This window comes from Methylobacterium sp. NPDC097929 (assembly GCF_049543375.1).
Classification (GTDB): Bacteria; Pseudomonadota; Alphaproteobacteria; order Rhizobiales; family Beijerinckiaceae; genus Methylobacterium.
This window is the reverse complement of record NZ_JBMVEP010000001.1, coordinates 688211-712127: the sequence shown is the minus strand read 5'-3', so window position 1 is coordinate 712127 and position 23917 is coordinate 688211. Positions and strand designations below refer to the sequence as shown.

Annotated in this window: 23 protein-coding genes and 1 tRNA gene; 11 read left to right on the top strand and 13 right to left on the bottom strand. The window is 69.3% G+C overall.

The features are described 5' to 3' along the window. Positions 1 to 797: 797 nt before the first annotated feature. Positions 798 to 2072: a hypothetical protein gene (locus ACPCJR_RS03395; RefSeq protein WP_391510687.1), complete on the bottom strand. Its 1275-nt coding sequence runs from the start codon at positions 2070 to 2072 to the stop codon at positions 798 to 800. 229 nt (positions 2073 to 2301) lie between these two features. After that, positions 2302 to 2377, bottom strand: a tRNA-Lys gene (locus ACPCJR_RS03390). A 129-nt stretch (positions 2378 to 2506) separates the two neighbouring features. Here ACPCJR_RS03390 and ACPCJR_RS03385 point away from each other — a divergent pair. Next, entirely contained in the window at positions 2507 to 3574 is a 1068-nt protein-coding gene (locus ACPCJR_RS03385) for a hypothetical protein (RefSeq protein WP_391510688.1), read from the top strand. A 214-nt stretch (positions 3575 to 3788) separates the two neighbouring features. Beyond that, positions 3789 to 4046: a hypothetical protein gene (locus tag ACPCJR_RS03380; protein WP_110350236.1), complete on the top strand. Its 258-nt coding sequence runs from the start codon at positions 3789 to 3791 to the stop codon at positions 4044 to 4046. Between the two features lie 64 nt (positions 4047 to 4110). Here ACPCJR_RS03380 and tgt read toward each other — a convergent pair whose 3' ends face one another. Genes tgt through queA form a run of 3 tightly spaced genes read right to left on the bottom strand, consistent with a single transcriptional unit; the run spans position 4111 to position 7171 of the window. Beyond that, positions 4111 to 5250 carry a tRNA guanosine(34) transglycosylase Tgt gene (gene tgt, locus ACPCJR_RS03375; protein ID WP_391510689.1) on the bottom strand — a complete coding sequence of 380 codons (1140 nt, stop codon included), beginning with the start codon at positions 5248 to 5250 and terminating at the stop codon, positions 4111 to 4113. Beyond that, positions 5247 to 6086 carry an aminoglycoside adenylyltransferase domain-containing protein gene (locus ACPCJR_RS03370; RefSeq protein ID WP_391510690.1) on the bottom strand — a complete coding sequence of 280 codons (840 nt, stop codon included), beginning with the start codon at positions 6084 to 6086 and terminating at the stop codon, positions 5247 to 5249. Before ACPCJR_RS03370 ends, tgt begins: the two co-directional genes overlap by 4 nt. Continuing rightward, on the bottom strand, positions 6083 to 7171 hold the full coding sequence (queA, locus tag ACPCJR_RS03365; protein WP_391510691.1) for a tRNA preQ1(34) S-adenosylmethionine ribosyltransferase-isomerase QueA: 1089 nt from the start codon (positions 7169 to 7171) through the stop codon (positions 6083 to 6085). The genes ACPCJR_RS03370 and queA overlap by 4 nt, the downstream gene beginning before the upstream one ends. A 159-nt stretch (positions 7172 to 7330) precedes the next feature. On the opposite strand from queA, the gene ACPCJR_RS03360 reads away from it, so the two are divergent. The 6 genes from ACPCJR_RS03360 (at position 7331) to ACPCJR_RS03335 (ending at position 12649) form a co-directional block, all read left to right on the top strand. Further along, positions 7331 to 7579, top strand: a complete 249-nt coding sequence (locus ACPCJR_RS03360; RefSeq protein WP_110349768.1) for a hypothetical protein — start codon at positions 7331 to 7333, stop codon at positions 7577 to 7579. Positions 7580 to 7610: 31 nt separating this feature from the next. Then, complete coding sequence (locus tag ACPCJR_RS03355; protein WP_391510692.1) at positions 7611 to 7913, top strand: hypothetical protein; 303 nt, start codon at positions 7611 to 7613, stop codon at positions 7911 to 7913. A 72-nt stretch (positions 7914 to 7985) separates the two neighbouring features. Next, positions 7986 to 8873 (top strand): cation diffusion facilitator family transporter, encoded by an 888-nt coding sequence (locus tag ACPCJR_RS03350; RefSeq protein ID WP_391510693.1) that lies wholly within the window; start codon positions 7986 to 7988, stop codon positions 8871 to 8873. 145 nt (positions 8874 to 9018) lie between these two features. Continuing rightward, entirely contained in the window at positions 9019 to 9801 is a 783-nt protein-coding gene (locus ACPCJR_RS03345) for a class I SAM-dependent methyltransferase (RefSeq protein WP_391510694.1), read from the top strand. Between the two features lie 73 nt (positions 9802 to 9874). Then, on the top strand, positions 9875 to 11347 hold the full coding sequence (gene gatB / locus ACPCJR_RS03340; protein WP_391510695.1) for an Asp-tRNA(Asn)/Glu-tRNA(Gln) amidotransferase subunit GatB: 1473 nt from the start codon (positions 9875 to 9877) through the stop codon (positions 11345 to 11347). A gap of 240 nt (positions 11348 to 11587) precedes the next feature. Then, positions 11588 to 12649, top strand: coding sequence for a GGDEF domain-containing protein (locus tag ACPCJR_RS03335; RefSeq protein ID WP_391510696.1), 1062 nt, complete (start codon positions 11588 to 11590; stop codon positions 12647 to 12649). A 10-nt stretch (positions 12650 to 12659) separates the two neighbouring features. Here the strand turns inward: ACPCJR_RS03335 and ACPCJR_RS03330 are convergent, their stop codons facing one another. Both ACPCJR_RS03330 and ACPCJR_RS03325 read right to left on the bottom strand, forming a co-directional pair. Next, positions 12660 to 14021, bottom strand: coding sequence for a sigma-54-dependent transcriptional regulator (locus tag ACPCJR_RS03330; RefSeq protein ID WP_391510697.1), 1362 nt, complete (start codon positions 14019 to 14021; stop codon positions 12660 to 12662). Then, complete coding sequence (locus ACPCJR_RS03325) at positions 14018 to 15883, bottom strand: ATP-binding protein (RefSeq protein WP_391510699.1); 1866 nt, start codon at positions 15881 to 15883, stop codon at positions 14018 to 14020. The genes ACPCJR_RS03330 and ACPCJR_RS03325 overlap by 4 nt, the downstream gene beginning before the upstream one ends. Before the next feature lie 312 nt (positions 15884 to 16195). Between ACPCJR_RS03325 and ACPCJR_RS03320 the strand changes: the two genes are divergently transcribed. Together ACPCJR_RS03320 and ACPCJR_RS03315 are read left to right on the top strand one after the other, a co-directional pair. Further along, positions 16196 to 17542: a dicarboxylate/amino acid:cation symporter gene (locus tag ACPCJR_RS03320; protein WP_391510700.1), complete on the top strand. Its 1347-nt coding sequence runs from the start codon at positions 16196 to 16198 to the stop codon at positions 17540 to 17542. Between the two features lie 150 nt (positions 17543 to 17692). Further along, positions 17693 to 18088: a GFA family protein gene (locus tag ACPCJR_RS03315; protein ID WP_391510701.1), complete on the top strand. Its 396-nt coding sequence runs from the start codon at positions 17693 to 17695 to the stop codon at positions 18086 to 18088. Between the two features lie 6 nt (positions 18089 to 18094). Here the strand turns inward: ACPCJR_RS03315 and ACPCJR_RS03310 are convergent, their stop codons facing one another. The 3 genes from ACPCJR_RS03310 to ACPCJR_RS03300 are packed head-to-tail and all read right to left on the bottom strand — an operon-like array spanning position 18095 to position 20679. After that, positions 18095 to 18679 carry an NAD(P)H-dependent oxidoreductase gene (locus ACPCJR_RS03310; protein ID WP_391510702.1) on the bottom strand — a complete coding sequence of 195 codons (585 nt, stop codon included), beginning with the start codon at positions 18677 to 18679 and terminating at the stop codon, positions 18095 to 18097. Then, entirely contained in the window at positions 18679 to 19917 is a 1239-nt protein-coding gene (locus tag ACPCJR_RS03305; protein ID WP_391510703.1) for a lytic murein transglycosylase, read from the bottom strand. Before ACPCJR_RS03305 ends, ACPCJR_RS03310 begins: the two co-directional genes overlap by 1 nt. 48 nt (positions 19918 to 19965) lie before the next feature. Further along, positions 19966 to 20679 (bottom strand): invasion associated locus B family protein, encoded by a 714-nt coding sequence (locus tag ACPCJR_RS03300; protein WP_391510704.1) that lies wholly within the window; start codon positions 20677 to 20679, stop codon positions 19966 to 19968. 188 nt (positions 20680 to 20867) lie between these two features. Here ACPCJR_RS03300 and ACPCJR_RS03295 point away from each other — a divergent pair, with 188 nt between their 5' ends. Further along, positions 20868 to 21362, top strand: coding sequence for a glutathione peroxidase (locus ACPCJR_RS03295; protein WP_110349781.1), 495 nt, complete (start codon positions 20868 to 20870; stop codon positions 21360 to 21362). Positions 21363 to 21366: 4 nt separating this feature from the next. On the opposite strand, the gene ACPCJR_RS03290 is transcribed toward ACPCJR_RS03295, so the two are convergent. The 3 genes from ACPCJR_RS03290 to fliM are packed head-to-tail and all read right to left on the bottom strand — an operon-like array spanning position 21367 to position 23913. Then, on the bottom strand, positions 21367 to 22164 hold the full coding sequence (locus tag ACPCJR_RS03290; RefSeq protein WP_391510705.1) for a MotE family protein: 798 nt from the start codon (positions 22162 to 22164) through the stop codon (positions 21367 to 21369). Then, a complete protein-coding gene (locus ACPCJR_RS03285) occupies positions 22161 to 22679 on the bottom strand; it encodes a DUF6468 domain-containing protein (RefSeq protein WP_391510706.1) in 519 nt (172 codons plus the stop codon). The genes ACPCJR_RS03290 and ACPCJR_RS03285 overlap by 4 nt, the downstream gene beginning before the upstream one ends. Positions 22680 to 22692: 13 nt before the next feature. Then, on the bottom strand, positions 22693 to 23913 hold the full coding sequence (gene fliM / locus ACPCJR_RS03280) for a flagellar motor switch protein FliM (protein ID WP_110349784.1): 1221 nt from the start codon (positions 23911 to 23913) through the stop codon (positions 22693 to 22695). Positions 23914 to 23917: the final 4 nt, after the last annotated feature.

Here is a 23917-nt window from a genome sequence, read left to right as displayed (position 1 = left end):
TGGTTCGCTGGCTCAACGCGGCAGAAGCGGCGGAGTTACCGGCCTCGCGGAATATCGCCCGGAGGCCTGGACGCGGTCCAAGATCTCAGGGGCCAGCACCGCTCAGTGCATCCGTTGCTCCACGGCCGGCACCCTCGCGCGTTCCATTTCCTCGGCATGGGCATACGACCACGCGAGGTAGGCCGTGAGCAGGGCGGAAGCGGCGCAGAAGAAGACGGAGAAACGAGGCATGGCGCGACCGTAGCACGGTGGGCCTGATCAGCGAGGCCGGCCGATCGATGCGTGTGAGCTATGGCACGAACCGCTCAAGTCGGTTGGAACCGGTGGGACGTCGCGAGTATCTGCGAGCTACACAACCCGGTAATTCCCGTTCCGACAAATCAGCGTCCCGCCTGTTGGAACAGATTTGACCAGATGCTCCCGCGTTCCAGGAGGATTCCTCCTGATAAAACGATCAGCCCTCACCCGATTAGAGAAAAGCTTCATCAACAGAGGGCGGAGACGGGTTAACCTTCTTCGTGGGATGGATTCATTTTGTTTTACGGTGCATCGATCGATGAGAAGTCAAGGCTGTTCTTGAGAGAGAACTACTCCTTCTGCAACAGTTTGCGGATGGTTTCTATCGACGCTCACACTCATTTCGATGCCCGTGTTGCTCACGTCGGTGATTATGTCTTCAGAAATGACCAGCAAATGCTAGCAATGAGGCGAATAGCTCGGCAATTTTTTCAACAGGGCGTCGTAGCCTAACACTTAACTTGCTTGGCTGAAACGCAATCGATTGCCGAAATCCAAACTCAAAAAGCACCTGGGAGTGAGTCCTTGATTAAAGAGAATTGTTTGTGTGCAAATTTCTGTACATCAATGAGGTAGCTCAGAGGCGGAAATCCAGAAAGGGTCGGTGTAAAGGTTTCTATTGATTTAATGGCAAAGCCTAGAAATAGTATGACTGCGCCGGATGTAGTGATTCCATCCAAGGCTACAGGTGATTGGCTAATGACGAAGCGGGACAATTCAGAAAATATATTCCCTAGGCTTTCAATCAACGGCACCGCAGCTGACTCAAGATTCACTAAACCTTGAGAATAAGCATCTGTGATTTCCCTGAGTCTATTCACTAGCTTCGGCTCAACGAGGGCTACGTTATTCTCAAAAAATTCTTCAACATCATGGCTGATTCCTACGACGGCCTGCATTGAGGCTGATGACAGTGTGAGGGCAGTCTCGGCTGAAATGTATAAGCGCCATTCTTCGTATTGATTAAGGATGACGTTTACCGTCACAAGCACTTGATCTATTTGCTCTGCAAGTGGTTCTGGTATTGTTTCCTTCGTTGATTCGAAGCTTCTCTTGGCAAACTGGTAGTTTAAACCTAGTGCCTCAATCGGCATTTCCGTCATGTTGCTCGACAAATAATTGTTGAGGCCAGAAAGGTTTGGGGAAAGTCGTGGGTCGATGTTGGAACTAGAACCTATTTGATCTAAGGTGCGGCTTAGTAACTCTTGAGTCGCGGCGCGGAGCTTTTCGATTGATCCTGGGGAAATCGCTCCGGTTACTGTCTGTGAAATCGTCAAATCGAGATGGTTGTTAACTATCCCAACTCTAATTGGCGCAGGTTGCTGTGCGGGAATGATTGGGACTGTTGTCCGCTCAATCTGCAAGACGCCATGAAAATATTTTAATTGAGCGAAACTGTTTTTCAATGCATTAACGACCTTGATTACATCTTCTGCTGAATCCGGGCGCGATTGAAATTTTGAAGATTTGGTTGCGCCTAAATATATCTCAGACAAGACGGCTTCTGCGGTCGACCTAATGCCGTCCAGGGCATCATTTATGTATGAAATATGCTCAATAATGCTATCAAGTTCATAATCGGAAGCATTCGCGACATAGCGTGCTTGTTCGCGTGTCAGCGCTTTAATTTTGTAACTTTTTTCGTAGTTGGATGTAACTCTTGTCGCGCCTATCATCAACTTCGTTGTATTGTCTCTAATGTCTTTGCGTAACTCTTCGATAATTGAGGAGGCAGAGGCGAAAACTGCCGGATCTGCATTGGTTGGGACGGCCATAAACTGCTTTCCGGCGGGTCGGGCTGCCACCTTAAGTGGACCGAAGGTTGAGGGTCAAAAAACTTTTGTTCAGTGCCCGTGTGCACCGGCTGGAAGCATTCCTCTTCCGATAGAGACTCACAAGTGATTCGTGGTGGTGATCAGCCGCGACGTTCGGTGGCGACACCTCTAGGCGTTACCCAGCAATGAGTCTTCCTGGGATGGCTGCTACTAAGTGCCTTGGGAAGAATGGTGAGCGCGCTGGGACTCGAACCCAGGACCTACAGATTAAAAGTCCGTTGCTCTACCAACTGAGCTACGCGCTCGCTGTCCGGGGCTGGGCGCCGCGGGGCGGGCCGGTTGCGCTCGGAGCGTGGGGCTCGCAATAGGGGAGCGGAACGGGAGGGTCAACACGGTCTCCCGCGCCGCCATCCACAGGGTCGACACGAAATCCGATGACGAGAGCGCACCCGGCCGGGTCGCCGCCGGAATGGCGGCGCTTCGCCCTGCTGTTCCTGGCCGCGGCCGCCCTGGCCGGGGCGGCCTGCATCGGCTTCGTCGCCGCCCTCGACCCCTACGGCCTGCGGGCCGGGCCGGGCCGGGCGCAGGGGCCGCTGATGGATGGCAACCAGCGCTTCATGTACCCGCAGGTCGCCCGCAGCGGCGCCTACGACGCGGCGGTGTTCGGCACCTCCACGGCGCGCCTGCTCGATCCCGCCGAGCTTAGGACTGCGTTCGGCGGGCGCTTCGCCAACCTGTCGATGAACGCGGCCACGCCCTTCGAGCAGAGCGAACTCGCCCGGCTCTATCTGCGCCACAACCGGCCGAGGATGCTGATCCTCGGCCTCGATTCCACGTGGTGCGAGCCGGATGCGGACCGGCGGCGCCTCACCTTCCGCGCCTTTCCCGCTTGGCTCTACGCGCCGGGGGCCGCCTTCGGAGCGCTGCGGCAGGTCAACGGGCAGAGCCTCGGCACCGCCTTCGACGGGCTGCTGTTCCGGCTCGGCCTCGTGCGGGCGCGCCTCGCGGCGAACGGCTACGCGGTCTTCACCCCGCCCGAGGCGTCGTACGACGCCGCCCGGGCCGCGGAGCACATCCGCAGCACCCGCGCGGCCCAGGAGGCTGCCGAGGCCGAGCCGGGCCACCGGCCGGCACCGCCCGACGCGCCGATGCCGGCGCTCGACTGGCTCGACGCCCTGCTCGCCCAGGCGCCGGCCGAGACGCGCAAGCTCGTGCTGTTCACCCCCGTCCACGTCGCGGTGCAGGGCGCGCCCGGCACGCCGGCCGGGACGCGCGAGGCCGCCTGCAAGGAGCGGGTGGCGCGGATCGGCGCGGTGCGCGGCGCGACGGTGGTGGATTTCCGCATCCCCTCCCCCATCACCGCGCAGGACACGAATTACTGGGACCCGCTGCATTACCGCCTGCCCGTGGCGGGGCGGATCGTGGCGGGGCTGAAGGCCGCGCAGGAGAGCGGGCGCGACGACCCCACGGGCGTCTTCCGCGTGCTGGCCCATCCGCGCTGAGGGGTGCGGACAGCGTCCGGAATCGGGCGTTTTCCGAGGCGGTTTCGTGACTTGGCCTGCCACGAGCCGGCCGCACTCTCGCCCGATCGCCGGGCTCTACAGCCCCGCCCGGCGTGATCCGGGCGCCCGATGCCGCTGAACGCGTTCCCCCGACCCGGGGTTGGCCGGAGTTCTCGGCGGACCGGACCGTGATCTTCTGGAGTTCGAGAGTTTCATGATCGCACGCACCGCCATCGCCCTGATGCTGACCACCGGCGCGGCGCTCGCTGCCCCCGCCGGAGCCCCGGCGGGCGACCGCAGCGCCCTGCGCCAACACTGCACCGGCGACTACCTGAGCTATTGCGGCGACTTCGCCCCCGACAGCGCCGAGGTGCGCGCCTGCTTCAAGCAGAACAAGTCGCGTCTCTCGCCCGACTGCCAGGCGGCGATCACCAGCTACAACAAGTCTCAGAAGCGCGCCGAGATCCGCTGAGGCGGATCGCACCCCCGGCCGTTCTCATCGGCTCCGCCTCTTCGGGACGGCGGGGCCGGCGGCGTCAGCCCTTCGCGGCGGCCTCGGCCCGCGCCCAGCCTTCCTTGGTCTCGCCCACGAAGGCAGCGAGCCGCCCGGCAGTGATCGCCGCGCGCATGCCGGCCATCAGGGACTGGTAATAGGCGAGGTTGTTCCAGGTCAGCAGCATCATCCCCAGGATCTCGTCCGAGCGGACGAGGTGGTGGAGATAGGCGCGCGAATAGTCCCGCGCCGCCGGGCAGTCCGAGGCCTCGTCGAGGGGCCGCGTGTCCTCGGCGTGGCGGGCGTTGCGCAGGTTGATCCGGCCGTGGCGGGTATAGGCCAGCCCGTGGCGCCCGGCGCGGGTCGGCATCACGCAGTCGAACATGTCGATACCGCGCATCACCGACTGCATCAGGTCGTCGGGCGTGCCCACGCCCATGAGGTAGCGCGGCTTGGTGGACGGCAGGTGCGGCTCCACCGTCTCGATCATCGCGAGCATCACCGCCTGCGGCTCGCCGACGGCCAGCCCGCCGATGGCGTAGCCCTTGAGGTCGAGTCCGGTCAGCGCCCGCGCGCTCTCGACGCGCAGGTCCGGCAGGTCGCCGCCCTGGACGATGCCGAACATCGCCTTGCCCGGCTGCTCGCCGAAGGCGACGCGGCAGCGCTCGGCCCAGCGCAGCGACAGGTGCATCGCCTTCTCGATCTCCGAGCGCTCGGCCGGCAGGCGCACGCACTCGTCGAGCTGCATCTGGATGTCGGAGCCGAGCAGCCCCTGAATCTCGATGGAGCGCTCCGGGCTCATGCGGTGGGCGGTGCCGTCGATGTGGGAGCGGAAGGTCACGCCCTCCTCGTCGATCTTCCGCAGGGCGGAGAGCGACATCACCTGGAAGCCGCCGGAATCGGTGAGGATCGGCCCCTCCCAGCGCATGAAGCGGTGGAGGCCGCCGAGCCGCGCCATGCGCTCGGCGCCGGGGCGCAGCATCAGGTGGTAGGTGTTGCCGAGCACCACGTCGGCGCCCAGATCGCGCACCTGATCCGGGTACATCGCCTTGACGGTCGCCGCGGTCCCCACCGGCATGAAGGCCGGCGTGCGGATCTGTCCGCGCGGCATCGCGATGTGGCCGGTGCGGGCCTGTCCGTCGGTGGCGGAGACCGTGAAGGAGAAGTCGCTGGGATCTGTCATCGGTCCGGGGATGTGGGAGCCTGCGCGCCGGGGGCGGAGCCGTGCGCGGTGTCGATCAGGAAACGCATGGTGTCGAGGCCGGCGCGGATCGTGGCCTGCGGGACGCGCTCCGTCTCGCCGCGATGGGCCGCGAGGGCCTCCCGCACCACCGGGTGCCGCGCCTCCGGCAACAGGTCCAGGGCGAAGCGCCCGCCCCCGCTCTTCGAGACGATCTGCCCCGTGGCGAGGGTGCAGGCTACGCGGGCGACCCCGAGCACGCCCCAGGCGAGGGCGTCGGCGGCGCAGGCCTCGCCCTCGGCCTTGCGCGCGAGCGCCGCCTCGCTTTCCGCGATCCAGCGCCGCCAGTATCCGTCGAGGTTGGCGAGGCCGTCGGCACGCAGGGCCTCGTCGTCGTCCGCGATGCCGAGCGCCGCGGGCGCCGGCCCAAGGATCGGGCGGCCCGAGCGGGCGAGGCAGCGCCAAGTCACCGGCGAGACCTCGCGGCAGATCTCGCCGCTGCGCAAACGGCCCTCGAGGCTGAACGGCAGCGCCGCCCCTCGTTCGGGCGGGCGCCGCAGGGCCTCGGCCCGGATGTAGAAGCCGTCGAAGGCGGGGGCGCCGTGCGAGGCGAGCGCGGCATGGACCCGCGCCAGCGCGTCCGTTTCCTCCGCCGTCGGCGGCGCGTCGAGCAGGGCGACGAAGTCGATGTCGCTCGCGCCCGGCCGGTAATCGCCGAGTGCCACCGAGCCGACGAGGTAGAGCCCGCGCAGACGCGGGGCGCCCTCGCGCGCCACGAGGCCGAGATAGCGGTCGATCACCCGGGCGACATCGATCCGCAACGGCGCGCGGCGGCTCATTCGGCGGCCTCCGGGAAGAGCAGGCTGGCGTCGCCGTAGGAGTAGAACCGGTAGCCCGCGGCGATGGCGTGGGCGTAGGCCGCGCGCATGGTGTCGAGGCCGGAGAAGGCCGAGACCAGCATGAACAGGGTCGAGCGCGGCAGGTGGAAGTTCGTCACCAGGGCGTCGACCGCGCGGAAGCGGTAGCCCGGCGTGATGAAGATGTCGGTCGGCCCGGAGAAGGGGCGGATCGTGCCCTCGGGCGAGGCCGCGCTCTCCAGGAGCCGAAGGGCCGTGGTGCCGACCGCCACGATCTTCCCGCCCCGCGCCCGCACGGCGTTGAGCCGTTCGGCGGTTGGAGCGTCGAGAAGGCCGATCTCGGCATGCATGCGATGCGCCTCGGTGTCCTCCGCCTTCACCGGCAGGAAGGTGCCCGCCCCGACATGCAGCGTGAGGTGGACCCGCTCGATCCCCGCCGCATCGATCTGCCGGAGCAGGTCGTCGGAGAAGTGCAGGCCGGCTGTGGGGGCGGCGACCGCCCCCGGTTCGCGGGCGTAGACGGTCTGGTAGTCGGTCGTGTCCTGCGCGTCGGTTGCGCGCTTGCCGGCGATGTAGGGGGGCAGCGGCAGGGCGCCGAGGCCGGCGATGGCCTCGTCGAGGGCCGGCCCGGCGAGGTCGAAGCGCAGCAGGATCTCGCCGCCCTCCCCCTTCTCCTCCACCGTGGCGTCGAGCCCGGCGAGAGCGCAGACCTCGCTCGCTCCCTCGCCGCCGAAGCGGATGCGGTCGCCCGCCGCGAGGCGCTTGGCCGGCCGGGCGAAGGCGCGCCAGCGATCGGGCGCCTCGCGCAGGTGCAGCATCGCCTCGCAGCGCAGGCCCGTGCCGCCGGGCCGGTGGCGGATGCCGGACAGGCGTGCCGGAATCACGCGGGTGTCGTTGAAGACGAGGGCATCGCCCGGGCCGAGAAATCCGGTCAGGTCGCGCACGGCGCTGTCCGTCGGCGGCGCGCCGGGCCGCACCACGAGCAGGCGGCTCGCGTCGCGGGGGCTGGCCGGACGCAGGGCGATCGCCTCCTCCGGCAACTCGAAATCGAACAGGTCCACGCGCATGCCGCGCCATCAGCACGGATGGGCGCGCGACGCAAATGGCGGCTCGATTCCGAGCGCGGACGTCGCGCACCCTCACCCCCTCGCGCCGGGTCGTAGGCGTGCAGCCCGGGCGGCTTCTCGCGCGTTGTGTTCCCGATACGATGGAGACGCCCGCCCCCGATGAAATGGTACGCCCTGCGCCCCCGCGATCCCGCCGATCCGCGCTGGCCCCTGACCGGAACGCCGCAGCTCACCCTCAAGGCGGAGGATGCGGACGATGCCCGCCGCCGCTTCGAGGAGGCCTATCCGAGCCAGCCCTTCGGCACGCCGGGCCATCCGACCGGCGATGTCGGCCCCGGCAGCTTCCGCGGCGACGCGACCGCGCTGGTGGTCGAGGAGACCGACGCCCCGCCCGCACCCGAGGCGTGAGCTGCGGTCCTGCCCCGAGGATCATCTCGCCATGACAGACCTTGCCACGACAGACCCCGCCATCTCAAACCCCGCGACGGCCGGCACCGGGAAACGCGCGCCGCACGAGACCCTCGACGCGCAGCTCATCCGCTACTGGGAGCGGGAGGCCGGCCGCTTCGAGGCTCTGGCCCAGCGGGCGCGCTTCGGCTGGCTCGGCCGCGGCTATGCCCGCCGGGCGCAGCGCGCCCGCGACATGGCCGAGCGCGCCCGCGCGAAGGAGGTCGCCCGCGGGCGCCTTCCGGCCACCGGGCCGGCGACGGCGGCGGCAACGGAGGGCGATAGCCCGGGCTAAAACCTTTGCCGTGGCCTTCCGGGCCCGCGGATCGTATGGCCGGGTCATCCCCTCCCCGCCCCCAGAACGCGCATGACCGGTACCGAGAAGGCCGCCCTCGCGAGCGCCGCCGTGGGCGCGCTCGTCATGGGGCTCAAGTTCGCTGCCTACTGGCTTACCGGCAGCCTCGCGCTCTATTCGGACGCGCTGGAGAGCATCATCAACGTGGTGGCCGCGGCCTGTGCCTTCCTGGCGGTGCGGGTCGCCGCGCAGCCGGCCGACGAGGACCACCCCTACGGCCACCACAAGGCCGAGTATTTCTCCGCGGTGATCGAGGGGGCGCTCGTCATCGTGGCCGCCCTGCTGATCCTGCGCGAGGCCTATTTCGGCATCATCGCGCCGCAGCCGCTCGACGCACCCGCGCTGGGTCTGGCCGTCAACGGGGTCGCCACGGTGATCAACGCCGCCTGGGCGCTGGTGCTGTTCCGCCGCGGACGGCGCCTGCGCTCGCCCGCCCTGATGGCGGATGCCCGCCACATCGTCGCCGACGTGGTGACCTCCTGCGGCGTCCTCGTCGGCGTCGGGCTCGTGCTGGCGACGGGCACGCTGGTGCTCGACCCCATCGTGGCGGGCCTCGTCGCCCTCAACATCCTGTGGTCCGGCTGGACGATGGTGCGCGATTCCATCAGCGGGCTCATGGATCAGGCGGCCTCGCCCGAGATGATCGCCCGCATCCGGGCGCTGATCTCGACCCACGGCGAGGGCGCCCTGGAGGCGCACGACGTGCGCACGCGGCATGCCGGCAGCGCCACCTTCATCGACTTCCACCTCGTCGTGCCCGGCGAGATGACGGTCTCGGAATCCCACGCGATCTGCGACCGGCTGGAGGAGGTGATCGAGGCGCAGGTCGAGGGCGCCGTGGTGGTGATCCATGTCGAGCCGGCGGAACAGGCCAAGGGGCGCGGCGTGCCGGTGGTTTGAGGCCGCTCGGCCGCGGGCGGCCCGGCTTCGGCTTGGCCGCGCGAGGGCGCCGCGGAGGCCCTCGGCCGGCAGGATCCTGCCGCAGGCGACAGGATCCTGTTGCACGCGCCATGACGCTGACCCGCGAGGCAGCTATAGGGGCGGCATGAAGCGGGTCTTCCTCACCACCACGCCGAGCCACCGCAACGCCTACGACCTGTTCGAGGGGCGCTGGGCGAGCGATCTCAGCGAACTCGTTCCCGACCTGCCGGTCGGCGGCGGCCTGCCGGGTTTTCGGGCCGACCCGCGCCCGCGGCAGGCGGCGGAGATCCTCGGGAGAGACGGGCGCTTCGAGGGCTACGACATCCTCGAACTCGGGCCGCTGGAAGGCGCCCATACCTGCCAGTTCGAAGCGCTCGGCGCGAAGAGCGTGACGGCGGTCGAGTCGAACTCGGAGGCCTTCCTCAAGTCGCTCATCGTCAAGAACATCGCCGGGCTCAGCCGCTCGACCTTCCTGCTCGGCGACGTGAGCCGGCACCTCGCGGAGCCGGGGCCGCGCTACGACCTGATCTTCGCCTGCGGCATCCTCTACCACATGCTCGATCCGCTGGAGTTGCTCCGGCTCGCCGCCGCCCGCTCCGACCGGCTCTTCCTCTGGACGCATTACTACGCCGCCCAACCCCGCCTGAACCGGCACGTGCCCCGCCCGGTCGAGCACGCGGGGATGCGCCTGAACCTGCACGAGCTGGTCTACCGGGATCGCGGTCTTGCGACCTTCTGGGGCGGCAACCAGAGCAAGACCCGCTGGATGGAGCTGCCGGACATCATCCGCGTGCTCGCCCATCACGGGCTGACCGAGACGCGGATCATCGCCGACGACCCGGACTTCGTGAACGGGCCCGCCGTGACGCTGGCGGCCTGGCGGCCGGGCAGCCCCGCTCCCGCTTGACCCGTCCCGCACCCGCTCCCTACACACCCTGAAAGGCGCCGATCCGGCGGCGCCGCCGGTATCCGAGACGAACATGACCGAGCGCGTCGATCCGAAGAAGCTCATCAAGGGCGGCCTGCACGACTGGGAGGTCGTGATCGGCATGGAGATCCACGCCCAGGTCACGAGCCGCTCCAAGCTGTTCTCCGGCGCCTCGACCGAGTTCGGCGGCGAGCCCAACGACCACGTCTCGCTGGTGGACGCGGCCATGCCCGGCATGCTGCCCGTCATCAACGAGGAATGCGTGGCCCAGGCCGTGCGAACCGGCCTCGGCCTCAAGGCGAGAATCAACCTGCGCTCGGTGTTCGACCGCAAGAACTACTTCTACCCGGACCTGCCGCAGGGCTACCAGATCTCGCAGTACAAGGACCCGATCGTCGGCGAGGGCGAGGTGCTGGTCGATCTGCCCGATGGCGGCGCGATCACGGTCGGCATCGAGCGGCTGCACCTGGAGCAGGATGCCGGCAAGTCCCTGCACGATCAGGACCCGACCAAGAGCTTCGTCGATCTCAACCGTTCGGGCGTCGCCCTGATGGAGATCGTCTCGCGGCCCGATCTGCGCTCGTCGGAGGAGGCCAAGGCCTACGTGACGAAGCTGCGCACGATCCTGCGCTATCTCGGCACCTGCGACGGCGACATGGAGAAGGGCAGCCTTCGCGCCGACGTGAACGTCTCCGTGCGCCGCCCCGGCGAGCCGCTCGGCACGCGCTGCGAGATCAAGAACGTCAACTCGATCCGCTTCATCGGCCAGGCCATCGAGACCGAGGCGCGGCGCCAGATCGCGATCCTGGAGGATGGCGGCACGATTGATCAGGAGACCCGCCTGTTCGATCCGGGCAAGGGCGAGACCCGCTCCATGCGCTCGAAGGAAGAGGCGCACGATTACCGCTACTTCCCTGATCCGGACCTGCTGCCGCTCGAATTCGACCAAGCCTATGTCGATGGCCTCGCCTCCGGCCTGCCGGAGTTGCCCGACGCCAAGAAGGCCCGCTTCATCAAGGATTACGGGCTGAGCGCCTACGATGCCGGCGTGCTCGTGGCCGAGCGGGCGTCCGCCGATTACTTCGAGGCGGTGGCGCGGGGCCGCGACGGCAAGGCCGCGGCGAACTGGGTGATCAACGAGCTGTTCGGGCGCCTCAACAAGGAGGGGCGCTCCATCGAGGACACGCCGGTCACCGCCGAGCAGCTGGGCACCATCGTCGATCTCATCGGCGAGGGCGTGATCTCGGGCAAGATCGCCAAGGACCTGTTCGAGATCGTCTGGTCCGAGGGCGGCGACCCGCGCGCGATCGTCGAGACCCGCGGGATGAAGCAGGTCACCGATACCGGCGCCATCGAGGCGGCCATCGACGCGATCATCGCCCAGAACCCGGACAAGGTGGAGCAGGCCAAGGCCAAGCCCACGCTGCTGGGCTGGTTCGTCGGCCAGACCATGAAGGCGACCGGCGGCAAGGCCAACCCGGCGGCCGTGAACGCGCTGCTGAAGGACAAGCTCGGCATCGAGTGAGCGGTAAGCGGCGCGGTGAGGAAAACCGCGCGGGGCCGGCTTCCGACAGCCGTCATCCGGCCCCGTGACCGCCGCCGATGCGGTTCTATTGGTCTTTCGTCCAGGCCCGATGATGAGCGCAGGTCCTGACACAGTCGCCGCGGGCTGACATCTGATCCGGGCGCCGGAAAAGACCGAAATTTAAGGATCGCCGCCTTAGGGTGCCGGACGAAACGGTGAAGGGCGGGGGCTTGGACGGTGATGCAAGGGGATGCGCGGCAGCAGGCCCTCTCGAGCGCCGAGCGCGTCCGGCTGTCGGCCCAGCTCGCCTGGGAGGCGATGGAACGGATCGACCTCCCGCACTCGCCCCGAAACTACGAACTGCTCCACGCCTTCTTCAGCGACGGCACCCCGCAGCTCACCGAGATCCTCGGCCCCTGCCTCGCGCCCGACGGAGGGCTTACCGACGAGCGGGCCGGCGAGATCTACGAGGCGCTCTTCGCCAACGGGAAAATCGACGATCGGGTGCTCGACGGGGCGGGCCGGCTGGCGGAGGCGGCGGGCGGGCTCGTCGATCGGATCTCCGGCAACCGGAGCGCCCTGGCCGGGTACGGCAGCGTGCTGGCCCACTGGGCCGGCCGCCTGCAGACCCGCGCAACCGTCGACGACCTGATGAAGGCGGTCGTTGCCCTGCTCTCCGAGACCGAGCAGGCGGAGGCGCGCAACCGCGTGCTGGAGGAGCAGCTCTCGGCGGCCGCGACGGATATCGCCCGGCTGCGCGGGGATCTCGTCGCGATGCAGCACGCCGCCGCCACCGACGGGCTCACGGGTCTGGCCAACCGCAAGAGCTTCGACGGCCATCTGCGGCAGGCGATCGCGCAGGTCCAGGCCGATCCGGGCAGCACCTTCTCCCTGCTCATCCTCGACATCGACCACTTCAAGGGCCTGAACGACCAGCACGGTCACCGCTTCGGCGATCAGGTGCTGCGCCTCGTCAGCCGGTTGCTCAAGGAGAAGGTGACCGACCGCGATCTCGCCGCCCGCTACGGCGGCGAGGAATTCGTGATCGTGCTGGGTCAGGCCGGCATCGCCGCCGGCGTCGATCTCGCCCTCGAGATCTGCCACCGGCTGCGCAGCCAGCGGCTGGTCAAGCGCGGCAGCGGCGAGGTGGTGGGACAGGTGACGATCTCGGTCGGCGTCGCGCAGTACCGGCCGGGTGAATCCGCCCACGATCTCGTCGAGCGGGCGGACCGGGCGCTCTACGAGGCCAAGCGGACCGGCCGCGACCGCGTCTGCCCGACCCGTCAGGCCGCCGCGGCCTGAGAGGGCCCCCTCAGCGGAAGTCGGTCGGCGTCAGCCCGTAGCGGGCGATCTTGTCGTAGAGGGTCTTGCGCGGCACGCCGAGGGATTCCGACGCCAGCCGCACGTCGCCCCCGCTCATGATCAGTTCTTCGCGGATCAGGCCGCGCTCGAAGCGCTCGACCTGCTCCGACAGGTTGAGCGGCGCGGCGGCAGGCGCCTCCGGGGTCGCCTGTCCGGCGAGACCGAGGGCGCAGCGTTCCGCGAAATGATCGAGTTCGCGCACGTTGCCGGGCCAGGAATGGCGCAGGAGATGGTCGCGCATCGCCCCCGTGAGCGCGGGCGCCTCGCGCCCGAACCGGTTCGCGGCGCGGGTCAGGAAGTGCTGGAACAGCAGCAGGATGTCCTCCCGCCGCTCGCGCAGGGGCGGGATGGCGACGGTGACGACGTTGAGGCGGTGATAGAGGTCGTCGCGGAAGCTGCCGGCCGCGGCCTCCTGGCCGAGATCGACCTTGGTCGCCGAGACCACGCGCATGTCCACGGGCCGGCGCTCGTTGGTGCCCAGCGGCTCGACCACCCGCTCCTGAAGGACGCGCAGCAGCTTCACCTGAAGCGCCAGCGGCATGCTCTCGATCTCGTCGAGGAACAGCGTGCCGCCCTGCGCGTGCTCGATGCGCCCGACCCGGCGCTTTAGGGCTCCGGTGAAGGCGCCGGCCTCGTGGCCGAACAGCTCGCTCTCCACCACGCTGTCGGGCAGCGCCCCGCAATTCATGGCCACGAAGTTCTTCGACGCGCGCCGGCTCCAGCGGTGGAGGGCGCTGGCCACCACCTCCTTGCCCGATCCGGTCTCGCCAAGCACCAGCACGTCGACATCGGCCGAGGCCACGTCGCGCACGAGGCGGCGCAGGCGCACGATCTCCGGCGAGATGCCGAGGAAGGCGGGATCCTCCTCGATCGCCGCGTCGAGCCGCGCATGGAGGCGGCGATTTTCGAGAACGAGGCGGCGGCGGTCGAGGGCCCGGCGCACGGAGCCCATCAACGCCTCGGCCGGATAGGGCTTGGCGAGGAAGTCGTAGGCGCCCTCCCGCATCGAGGCGACCGCCATGGAGATGTCCCCGTGTCCGGTGATCAGGATCACCGGCAGGTCCGGATCGGTCGCCCGGATGCGCTCGAACAGGGCGCGGCCGTCGATCCCCGGCAGGCGCACGTCGGTCACGACCACCCCCGGCGGCTCCGCCCGGATCGCCGCGAGCGCGGGTTCGGCCGCCTCGAAGACCTCGACGTGGAAGCCGTCGAGTTCCAGGCTCTGGCGGTTGGCGCGGCGCACGTCCTCCTCGTCGTCGATGAAGACGACCCGCTCGGACGGATCGAAGGCCGGATCGGCGTCGCTGCTCATGTGGCCTCCAGGCTCCCCTCCGGCACGCCGCTCCGCGCAGATTCCGGCGGGGCCGCGGCCCGCGCCAGATCCATCCGGAAGGTCGTGCCCTCCGGCCCCGAGCGCAGGCTCAAGGCTCCGCCGCATTCCTCGACGATGCCGCGGGAGATGGCCAGACCGAGGCCGAGGCCTTCCGACTTGGTGGTGAAGAACGGGTCGAACACCTGGGCCTGCACCGTCTCCGGAATTCCGGGGCCGTTGTCGCTGACTTCGAGGGCGACCCGCTCGCCTTGCGCCTCGACCCGCAGGGCGACGGCCGGCTCCGGCCGGTCCGACACCGCGTCGAGGGCGTTCTGGAGCAGGTTGACGACGACCTGCTCCAGCCGGGCGCTGTCGCCGAGCACCGCGAGGTCGGACGGCAGGGACGGCAGGGCGAGCGGGATGCCGGCCTCCGCCGCCCGGACGCCGACGACCTCCAGGCTTCCGCGGACGATGTCGGCGAGGCGCACGGGCTCGCGACGCCCCGAGGCGCGCCGGGCGAAGCTCTTGAGCTGGCGCGTCAGGGTGCCGATCCGCTCGGTGAGCCGGCCGATGGCCGAGACGTTCTCCGCCGCGTCCTCGACCCGCCCCCGGCGCACGAGGATCGCGGTGTTGTCGGCATAGGAGCGGATCGCGGCCAGCGGCTGGTTGATCTCGTGGGCCATGCTGGCGGCGAACTGCCCGAGCGCAGCGAGCCGCCCGGCCTGGGCGAGTTCGCGGCCCAGGCGCTCGCGCTCGGCCTCGGCCCGGCGCCGCTCCTCTATCTCGGCCAGCAGCTGCCGGTTGGCCTCGCTGAGCGCGCTCGTGCGCTCGGCCACCCGCGCCTCCAGCTCCTCGCGCCGCGCCGCCGCCTCCGCGAGGCGGGTGGCGATCCGGCGGCGGCGGCCGATCAGGGTCGCGAGCGTGCCGAGGACCAGACCCATCGCCAGGAGGGCGACGACGCGGCCCAGCGCCCGCTCCCGCTCCACCGGGGCGGCGATCGGCGTCAGGGTGTGCAGCCGCCACTCCGTGCCGGGGATCGGGGCGTCGAGCATCAGCGCCGGCCAGGCCGGGGTCGGTCCGCCGCCGACCCGGACGAGGTCGTCCGGCCCCTCCGTCGAGAAGACCGGCAGGGGGCCGAGCGGCGCCTCGCCGAACTCGAGCGCCTCGCGGATGCGCCACCGCTCCGCCGCGTCGATGCTGCGCAGGGTCGTGAAGCGCCAGCCGGGCTCGCTCGCCACCAGCACGATCCCGCGCGGATCGGTCACGAACACGGTCTCGCGGCCGGCGCGCCAGGCCGTCTCGACGCCGTCGAACTCGATCTTGACGACGACGACGCCGGACGAGCGGGGCAGCCGGCGGGAGAGGTAGAAGCCGGCCCGGCCGCTCACCGTGCCGAGGGCGAATTGCGACCCGGACCCCGTCGCCATGGCCTGCTGGAAATAAGGCCGGAAGGCGTAGTCCCGGCCGAGGAAACTGCGCTCGCTGCCCGCGTTGCTCGCCGCGACGGTCACGCCCTCCGCGTCGATGACGTAGATCACGGCCGCCCCCGTGGCCCCGGCGATCTGGGCGAGCCGTCCGTTCACGCCCTCGACGAGGCCGGGCTCGGGCGAGGGCTGCACCACCTTCGCGATCTCGGGATCGGCGGCCAGCGCCAGGGGCAGGGAGCTCTGGGTCTGCATCTCCGCGCGCAGGGCCGCGATCTGGAGGCCGAGCGCGGAGCCCGCCGTGCGCCGCAGGTCGGCCAGTGCCCAGCGCTCCGCGATCCGGCCGCCGAGCCAGCCGGCCAGCATCAGGGCCGCGAGGCCCGCGGCGACGATGAGGGCTCGCCGATAATCCTGCGCGGAGGCCGGGGTCATGATCATGGCCCGGGAGCCAGTGCGAATTCTCGGAACGGTTCGGCGCGCCGCGTGCGGATCATCGCAAGGGCTTTCCGGCGCCGATCCGGAACGAGAGGAGAAATATCATTCATTGCAAGGCATTAGCAAAATTTTACAGGTTTTGATCGGTTGGCACGCAGGTTGCCATTCTCATTTCGAAACGCAGCCATGAGCGAACCGCAGAGCTGTGTGCCGCGAGGCCAAAACCAAGAGCGGCAGGCGCTGGATTCCTCCGAAAGGAGGCCCGGGCGACCGAGCCGACGGACCCATTGATCGACCCGACAGGGAGAAACGCCCATGGCCGCCGTGCCGTCCCCACTGACCGCGCCCCACGCGCCGTCCAAGCCCAAGCCGATCTATCGCACACTTTATTTCCAAGTTCTGGTCGCCGTCGCGATCGGCATCACGCTCGGACATTTCTATCCGAAGCTCGGCGCCGACATGAAGCCGCTCGGCGACGCCTTCATCAAGCTCGTCAAGATGATCATCGCCCCGGTGATCTTCCTCACCGTCGTCTCCGGCATCGCCGGCATGACGAACCTAGAAAAGGTCGGTCGCGTCGGCGGCAAGGCGCTGGCCTACTTCCTCACCTTCTCGACGCTGGCCCTGATCGTCGGCCTCATCGTCGCCAACCTGCTCCAGCCCGGCCACGGCCTGCACATCGACCCGAACTCGCTCGATCCGAAGGCGGTCGCGACCTATGCCGGCAAGGCCAAGGAGCAGAACATCGCCGACTTCCTGATGAACATCATCCCGACCACGGCGGTCGGCGCGTTCGCGGGCGGTGAGATCCTGCAGGTTCTGTTCTTCTCGGTGCTGTTCGGCTTCGGCCTCGCCTTCCTCGGCGACCGCGGCAAGCCGGTGCTCGACATCATCAAGGTGATGTCGGAAGCCATCTTCGGCGTCGTCAACATCATCATGAAGGTCGCTCCCATCGGCGCCTTCGGCGCGATGGCCTTCACCATCGGCAAGTACGGCATCTCCTCGCTGGCCAACCTCGCCTACCTCGTCGGCGCCTTCTACCTGACCTCGGCCATCTTCGTGATCGTGGTCCTCGGTGCGGTCGCCCGCTACAACGGCTTCTCGATCTTCAAGCTCATCCGCTACATCAAGGAAGAGCTGATGCTGGTGCTCGGGACCTCGTCCTCCGAGTCCGCCCTGCCCTCGCTGATCGACAAGATGGAGAAGGCCGGTTGCTCGCGTCCCGTGGTCGGCCTCGTGGTCCCCACCGGCTACTCGTTCAACCTCGACGGCACCAACATCTACATGACGATGGCCGCGCTCTTCATCGCTCAGGCCACCGACACCCCGATCACCTTCGGTGAGCAGATCCTCCTGCTCCTCGTCGCCATGCTCTCCTCGAAGGGTGCGGCGGGCGTGACCGGCTCGGGCTTCATCACCCTGGCCGCGACGCTGGCCGTCGTCCCCTCCGTGCCGGTCGTCGGCATGGCGCTCATCCTCGGCATCGACCGCTTCATGTCGGAGTGCCGGGCGCTCACCAACTTCATCGGCAACGCGGTGGCCTGCATCGTGGTCGCCCGCTGGGAGAACGAGGTCGACGAGGCCAAGCTCCACGCGGCGCTGGCCGGCAAGCCGATCGTCGAGACTGCTGCCCCGGCCCCGGTCCTTCAGGCAGCGGAGTAATCCGGGCGGGGGCCCACCGTCCTGGGCCCTCGTTCGGTAGGGAGCCGCGGTAGCCGGATCCGGCTGCCGCGGTTTCTCGTTTTGTGGACCCGGCCGCGGCCTCTAAAGTCCCGCTCGATTCGCAACGCCGCGCGACGGAGAGGACGATCCATGCTGACGGGACGCTGCCATTGCGGGGCGATCACCTACGAGATGGCCTCGGAGGTGCTGCACAGCGCGCTCTGCCACTGCTCCGATTGCCGCCGGCACGCGGGCGCGCCGATGGTCGGCTGGGCGATGGTGCCGGCCGGGCAGGTGACGATTTCCGGCGAGCCGGCCGTCTACGCCTCCTCCGAGCACGGGCGGCGGCATTTTTGCGGGCGCTGCGGCACGGGCCTGTTCTACGTCAACGAGCAGATGCTGCCGGGCATGATCGACGTGCAGACCGGGACCCTCGACACGCCCGAAGCCCTGCCGCCGCAGGCGCATATCCAAGTGGCCGAGCGTGTCGCCTGGATGGCGGAGGCGCACGAACTGCCGCGCTTCGAGCGCTTCCCGCCGGTCTGACGCTGCTCAGAACGCCGCGAGACGGCGGCGCAGCCGAGCGACGAAACGCGCCCGCATCCGCGGCGTCGCCCGGTCCATGCCGGTCAGGGCGATCCAGTCGAGCCGGCAGCCGCGGGCGCAGAGCGGGCGGATACCGAAGCGGAACAGGCGCCAGTCGGGCCAGCCGACGAGCCAGAGCAGCCAGCGCGGCGAGCCGTAGGTCGTCACGACCGCGATGCGGCGGATGTCGGTCAGGCGCGGCTGCAGCACCTTCGCACCGCCGAGCGCGAAGGCCACGTCCGGCAGCCAGACCCGGTCCAGCCACCCCTTCACCATGGCCGGCGGCCCGAACCACCACGTGGGGTAGACGAAGACCAGGGCCTCGGCCCGGCGCAGGGCGGCGACGTGCTCGGCCAGATCGGGCCGCTCGGCTCCCTCATCGTAATAGGCGCCCCGCTCCCCCGCGCTCAGGCGCGGATCGAAATCCCGGCCGTAGAGGTCGAGGATCTCGACCGCGTGACCCGCGGCTTCGAGCGCCGCGGCGGCCGTGTCCCGCAGGGCGGCATTGAAGCTGTCGGGGCGGGGATGACCGTAGACGAGGAGAACGCGCATCAGGGGGCCGGCGCGCCCGCCGCCCGGACCCGGTCGAGGAGCGCGGGTTCCGCGTAGCCATCGGGCACGAGACCGGTCGCCGCCTGGAAGGCACGGATCGCGCTCCGCGTCTTCGGCCCGATCTTGCCGTCCGCGCCGCCGACCGCGTAGCCGAGGGCGGCGAGCCGGGTCTGGAGATCGGTGCGCTCCTCCGTCGTCAGCATGCGCACGCCCCGCGGCCAGTCCCGGACGAAGCCGGTGCCGCCGCGCAGCCGGTCGGAGAGGTGGGCCACGGTCAGCGCGTAGGCGAGCGCCGTGTTGTAGCGCAGGATCACGCGAAAATTCGGTTCGAGCAGGAAGGCGGGGCCCTTCGCGCCGGTGGGCAGCAGGAGCGCGGCGCGACGCTCCGCGCTCTCGGGGAAGGCGCCGGCCGCGGGCTCCAGGCCGAGCGCCCGCCATTCGGCGAAGCTGCGCTCCGTGGTCTCGTCGGCGAGGCGATGGTCGAAGCTCTCCGGCAGCCGCACTTCGAGGACCCAGCCCTCACCCGTCCGCCAGCCGAAATCCTTCAGGAACTTCGCGGTCGAGGCGAGCGCGTCGGGCACCGAGCGCCAGATGTCGCGCCGGCCGTCGCCGTCGAAATCGACCGCGTGGCGCAGGAAGGCGGACGGCATGAACTGGGTGTGGCCCATGGCGCCGGCCCAGGAACCGGTCAGGCGCGCCCGGTCGGCATCGCCGTCGCTCAGGATGCGCAGGGCGGCGACGAGTTCGTCGCGCCAGAGGCCGGGGCGGCCGGTATCGCCGCAGGCCAGGGTCGCGAGCGCCGGGATCACCGGGCGGATGCCCGGACCGTCGAGGGCGGCCCCGTAATTCGACTCGACGCCCCAGAAGGCGACGAGCACGTGCCGGTCGACGCCGTAGGCCGCCTCGATCCGCCCCAGCACCTCGGACCATTCCGCGAGCTTGGCTTGGCCCGTGGCGATGCGCTCGGGCGTCACGCTCGCCTCGATGTACTCCCAGATCGGCTTGACGAACTCGGCCTGGGACTGCGTCGCCGGCACCACGCCGGGATCGGGCGCGATGCCCGACAGAGCCGCGTCGGCCACCGTCCGGGGCACGCCGCGCTCCTGCGCCAGGGCGGCGAGTTCGCCGAGGCAGCGCTCGAACTCCGGTGCCTGTTCCGGTGGAGGCGCTGCCTCGGCCCGCGCCGGGCCGGCGAGCGGAAGGAGGGCGAGGAGGAGAGCTGTCGCTGAGAACCGCATGGCTCGAAGCCTTATCACCTCCCGCCCGAACCGCGAGGCCGGACGCCTTCAGCTTCCGAAGGCGCTCGCGCGGGCAAAGGCCGCCGCGAAGCCGGAGAGCGGAATGGTGATCACCGTCGGCTCGGCAACGTCCGGCTTCTTGGCCGTCACCGTCAGGTTCTGCGCGCTCTTCATCGTGTCGGTGGCCAGCGTCGGCAGGCTGATCGGGACGAGGCAGCCGTCGGTGATGCAGGTCGAGAACGGCGCGCCCTTGCCGAGCGCCCGGTCGTCGAGCTTGAAGGTCACGCCGGGCTCGATCTGCAGGCCGAACGGCATCAGGATCAGCCCCTCGGCCTGTCCGTCCTTCGGGGTGCGCAGTTCGATGCTGAACAGGCGCTTGCCGGTGCGGCGGTCGCCCTGCGACTGGATGATCACGCAATCCGTGCGCGCCTCCTCGCGGTTGCAGTTCATGGTCCAGTCGCCGTAGCTCTCGCTGACGGAGCGGGCGCCGGCCGGCCATTGTGCCGGACCCGAGGACGCTGCGGCCGGTTCCAGCACCGGGCCGCTGGTGGCCGGATTGGCGGGCTCCTTGGCCTCCTCCTTCGGCTTCGGGGCCGGCTTGCGGGGCTTCGGCTTCGGCTTGGGAGCCGGCTCCTCGGGCGCGGCCTCGGGGCCTGCGTCCTGAGCGAAGGCGGCGGTCGGTCCTGCCGGCAGCGGCGCGGCCAGCAATCCGGCAAGCAGAAGCGCCGCGGCGGGCACGGTCCTGCGGGACAGGGGCGGCATGGCAAGGCTCCAACGTGGTGTCGTCCGGGGCGCCTATCGCCGCTCGCGCACGGATGCAATCGCGCGAAAGCCGCACTACACCGCAACAGACGTGTTTGCGGTCAAGCCTGGAATCATTCCATGTATTTCAGGGGATTATTCCCGTGTAAGGCGGGAGTATTGAGCAAGAAGGGACGCCGGGGCCGATCATGAGCGACATCTACGATCACGTCCCGCAGGATGCGCGCGGGCGGCCGCATCCGCTGTCGCAGTATCGCGGCAAGGTGCTGCTCGTGGTTAACACCGCCTCGAAATGCGGGTTCACGCCGCAATACCAGGGTCTAGAGACGCTCTGGCGGCGGCACCGCGAGCGCGGGCTCGTGGTGCTCGGCCTGCCCTGCAACCAGTTCGGCGCCCAGGAGCCGGGCGACGCGGACGCCATCGAGCGCTTCTGCTCGCTGACCTACGACGTCACCTTCCCGGTCCTGGCCAAGGTCGAGGTGAACGGCCCGGGTGCCGACCCGCTCTACGTCGATCTCAAGCGGACCAAGCCCGGCTTGTTCGGCACGCAGGGCATCAAGTGGAACTTCACGAAGTTCCTGATCGGCCGCGACGGACGGGTGATTGAGCGCTTCTCGCCCTCGACCAAACCGGCGGCGCTGGAGGGCGCGATCGAGCGGGCGCTGGCGGCGCCGGCGGGGTAGAACCTCAGCGCCCCGCCCGTGCCGTCGGCCCCGGGTCGATCGCCTGGAGTTCGCCGGGCGGCAGGCCGGGGGCGGCCGGGGCAGCCTGGGCGGTGTCGAGGCCGCGGGCGCGATTGGCGAGCGCCACGGTAAGCTTCTCGGCGGGCTCCGGCCCCATCAGGGCCAGCACCTCGGCCATCTTGCGCGGGTTCATGCCCATCACGATGGGTACGAGCGTGTCGAGGTTCAGCCGGTCGAAGACCCGCGCCGCATCCCGCGGCTTCATCGTCTCGTACATGGTGACGATGCCCTTGAGGCCGGCCTTCTCGGCCTCGGCCCGCTTGGCCCCGCCGGCATCAACCTTGTCCTCGGCCTCCTTCAGGTCGGCCACGCCGGATTCGAGCTTGCGCTCGGCGTCCTTGAGCATCTGCTCGCGCAGGTCGAGCGCGTCCTGGCGCTGCTTCAGGCTCTCGCGGCGCGCGGCGAGTTTTTCGAGGATCACCCGCTCGCTGTCCGAGACCGGCTCCGGCACGCTCGGCTGGTAGACCGGCGGCGGGGCGGGCTCGGTCTTCTTCGGAGGGGCCGAGACGGAGCCGGTCGTGATCGGATCGACGGGAACGTAGTCGCTGCGCGCCTTGGCCAGCACCCGGGCGAAATCCGGCAGCGCGCCGGGCGGCGCCGGTTCGCTGCCGCCCAGGAGGGCCGCGAGCTTGAGAACGAGAAGCCCGATCGCCGCCAGGATCACGGCGTCGATCAGGCGCAGCCGGAAGGGACGCGCCGGAAGGCTCGCGAGACGGGCGAGTCGGCGCGCGGGCAGGTTCATGCGGCCCTGGCCCGGAGACGGTCGAGGGCGCGCTCGGACAGGGCCTGGGCGGCAGCGAGCGCCGCGCCGACCCGCTCGCCGTTGCCGACGGGCGGCGCCGTCTCGACGGCGCGCGCGTGGACGGCTGCGGGCGCCGCCTGGGGCCGGGGCGCGGCGGGCGCGGCCACGGGCGGTGCCGCCGCGGCCCGCGCTTGGCCGACGATGGCGGCGATGCGGGTGATGACGCTCTCACCCGCCTGAACGTGGGTGGTGAGGTCGGCGGCATAGCGCTCGGCGGTGCCGAGGCGCTCCGCCAGGGTGCGGTCGCACTCGTCGAGGGTGGCGCGCAGGCCCGCGATGGCGCGCTCGGCGGTGGCGCTCGCCACCACGAGGTCGCCGATGGTCGAGCGCAGGGCCGCCTCGTCCGCCTTGAGCCGGTTGATGCGGCGCGAGAGCTTCACCGAGGAGGCGATGGTGGCGACCAGCAGCACGGCCACGAGCACGTCGGCGGCCATCGAGACGAAGAAGGTCATCATGCTCTCCCGGCGCTCATCCGTCGCTTCGGTTCTGCATCGAGATTTCGTAGGCCTGCAGCGTCGTGCGCGACTGCCGCAGGGGCCGGGCGACCTGCACCGCGATGGCGTCGTCGATCCGGCCGATCCGCCCCTGCGTCAGCGCCCAGTCGCCGCAGCGCACGGTGATGAGGTCGCTGGGCTTGCGGTCGAACATCAGTGTGTCGCCGACCTTGAGGTTGAGCACCCGCTTCAGGGGCAGCGTCACCTCGTGCAGCACCGCCTCCATCTCCACGTCGGCCTGCCAGATCTCGGTGGCCAGATGGCTCTCCCAGACCTGGTCGCGCCCGAGCCGCTCGCCCATGAAGCTCTGCATGAGCAGGTCGCGGATGGGCTCGACGGTGGCGTAGGGGAACAGGATCTGCATCCCGCCGCCGCGCCCGTCCATGTCGAGCTTGAGCGTGATCAGGATCGCCGCGTTGCCCGGCCGGGTGATGGTGGCGAAGCGCGGATTGGTCTCGATCCGGTCGATGCCGAAGCGCACCGGCGAGAGCGGCTGGAACGAGAGTTCGAGGTCGGTGAGGATGATCTCCACGAGGCGGCGCACGAGGCTCATCTCGATGGTGGTGAAGGGCCGCCCGTCGAGCCGGCTCGACGAGCCGCCGCGCTTGCCCCCGAGCAGGAGGTCCATGGTCGAGTAGGCGAGCGTCTGCTCCACGGTGACGAGGCCCGAGCCCTCCCAGGCATCCGCCTTGAACACGCCGAGCAGGGTGGGGAGCGGGATCGCGTTGAGATAGTCGCCGAAGCGGACTGAGGTGATGTTGTCGAGGGTCACCTCGACGTTGTCCTGGAAGAAGTTGCGCAGGCTCGTCGACAACAACCGGATCATCCGGTCGAAGACGATTTCCAGCATCGGCAGGCGTTCGTACTGGACGACGCCCGAATCGACGATGGCGCGCACGCCCCCCGCGCCGGAGGCGGAGAGTTCGCGCAGCGAGAAGCCGAGGACGCCGTCGATCTCGTCCTGGTTCAGGATGCGGTCGTTGCCGGCGAGTTCGGGGAGATTCTCGGTCTCCCCGTCCTCGATCATCGTCGCCCATTCGGCGGCGACGTCGCCCGCGCTCTTGGTCGTGCCCTGCTCGGCGAGCGCCGCGCCCCATTCCTCGGCGAGCGAGGCGTCGCCGCCGCCGCCCTCGGAGCCCTGCTCGGCGAAGGCGGCCGCCCAATCGTCCTCCAGCTCGTCCTCGGGTCCGGTCATTCGG

Bases quoted from the DNA above. Each gene is read 5' to 3' on its own strand.
- ACPCJR_RS03395 (WP_391510687.1), bottom strand. From the start codon at position 2,072: ATGGCCGTCCCAACCAATGCAGATCCGGCAGTTTTCGCCTCTGCCTCC.
- ACPCJR_RS03385 (WP_391510688.1), top strand. From the start codon at position 2,507: ATGACGAGAGCGCACCCGGCCGGGTCGCCGCCGGAATGGCGGCGCTTC.
- ACPCJR_RS03380 (WP_110350236.1), top strand. From the start codon at position 3,789: ATGATCGCACGCACCGCCATCGCCCTGATGCTGACCACCGGCGCGGCG.
- tgt (WP_391510689.1), bottom strand. From the start codon at position 5,250: ATGACAGATCCCAGCGACTTCTCCTTCACGGTCTCCGCCACCGACGGA.
- ACPCJR_RS03370 (WP_391510690.1), bottom strand. From the start codon at position 6,086: ATGAGCCGCCGCGCGCCGTTGCGGATCGATGTCGCCCGGGTGATCGAC.
- queA (WP_391510691.1), bottom strand. From the start codon at position 7,171: ATGCGCGTGGACCTGTTCGATTTCGAGTTGCCGGAGGAGGCGATCGCC.
- ACPCJR_RS03360 (WP_110349768.1), top strand. From the start codon at position 7,331: ATGAAATGGTACGCCCTGCGCCCCCGCGATCCCGCCGATCCGCGCTGG.
- ACPCJR_RS03355 (WP_391510692.1), top strand. From the start codon at position 7,611: ATGACAGACCTTGCCACGACAGACCCCGCCATCTCAAACCCCGCGACG.
- ACPCJR_RS03350 (WP_391510693.1), top strand. From the start codon at position 7,986: ATGACCGGTACCGAGAAGGCCGCCCTCGCGAGCGCCGCCGTGGGCGCG.
- ACPCJR_RS03345 (WP_391510694.1), top strand. From the start codon at position 9,019: ATGAAGCGGGTCTTCCTCACCACCACGCCGAGCCACCGCAACGCCTAC.
- gatB (WP_391510695.1), top strand. From the start codon at position 9,875: ATGACCGAGCGCGTCGATCCGAAGAAGCTCATCAAGGGCGGCCTGCAC.
- ACPCJR_RS03335 (WP_391510696.1), top strand. From the start codon at position 11,588: ATGCAAGGGGATGCGCGGCAGCAGGCCCTCTCGAGCGCCGAGCGCGTC.
- ACPCJR_RS03330 (WP_391510697.1), bottom strand. From the start codon at position 14,021: ATGAGCAGCGACGCCGATCCGGCCTTCGATCCGTCCGAGCGGGTCGTC.
- ACPCJR_RS03325 (WP_391510699.1), bottom strand. From the start codon at position 15,883: ATGATCATGACCCCGGCCTCCGCGCAGGATTATCGGCGAGCCCTCATC.
- ACPCJR_RS03320 (WP_391510700.1), top strand. From the start codon at position 16,196: ATGGCCGCCGTGCCGTCCCCACTGACCGCGCCCCACGCGCCGTCCAAG.
- ACPCJR_RS03315 (WP_391510701.1), top strand. From the start codon at position 17,693: ATGCTGACGGGACGCTGCCATTGCGGGGCGATCACCTACGAGATGGCC.
- ACPCJR_RS03310 (WP_391510702.1), bottom strand. From the start codon at position 18,679: ATGCGCGTTCTCCTCGTCTACGGTCATCCCCGCCCCGACAGCTTCAAT.
- ACPCJR_RS03305 (WP_391510703.1), bottom strand. From the start codon at position 19,917: ATGCGGTTCTCAGCGACAGCTCTCCTCCTCGCCCTCCTTCCGCTCGCC.
- ACPCJR_RS03300 (WP_391510704.1), bottom strand. From the start codon at position 20,679: ATGCCGCCCCTGTCCCGCAGGACCGTGCCCGCCGCGGCGCTTCTGCTT.
- ACPCJR_RS03295 (WP_110349781.1), top strand. From the start codon at position 20,868: ATGAGCGACATCTACGATCACGTCCCGCAGGATGCGCGCGGGCGGCCG.
- ACPCJR_RS03290 (WP_391510705.1), bottom strand. From the start codon at position 22,164: ATGAACCTGCCCGCGCGCCGACTCGCCCGTCTCGCGAGCCTTCCGGCG.
- ACPCJR_RS03285 (WP_391510706.1), bottom strand. From the start codon at position 22,679: ATGATGACCTTCTTCGTCTCGATGGCCGCCGACGTGCTCGTGGCCGTG.
- fliM (WP_110349784.1), bottom strand. From the start codon at position 23,913: ATGACCGGACCCGAGGACGAGCTGGAGGACGATTGGGCGGCCGCCTTC.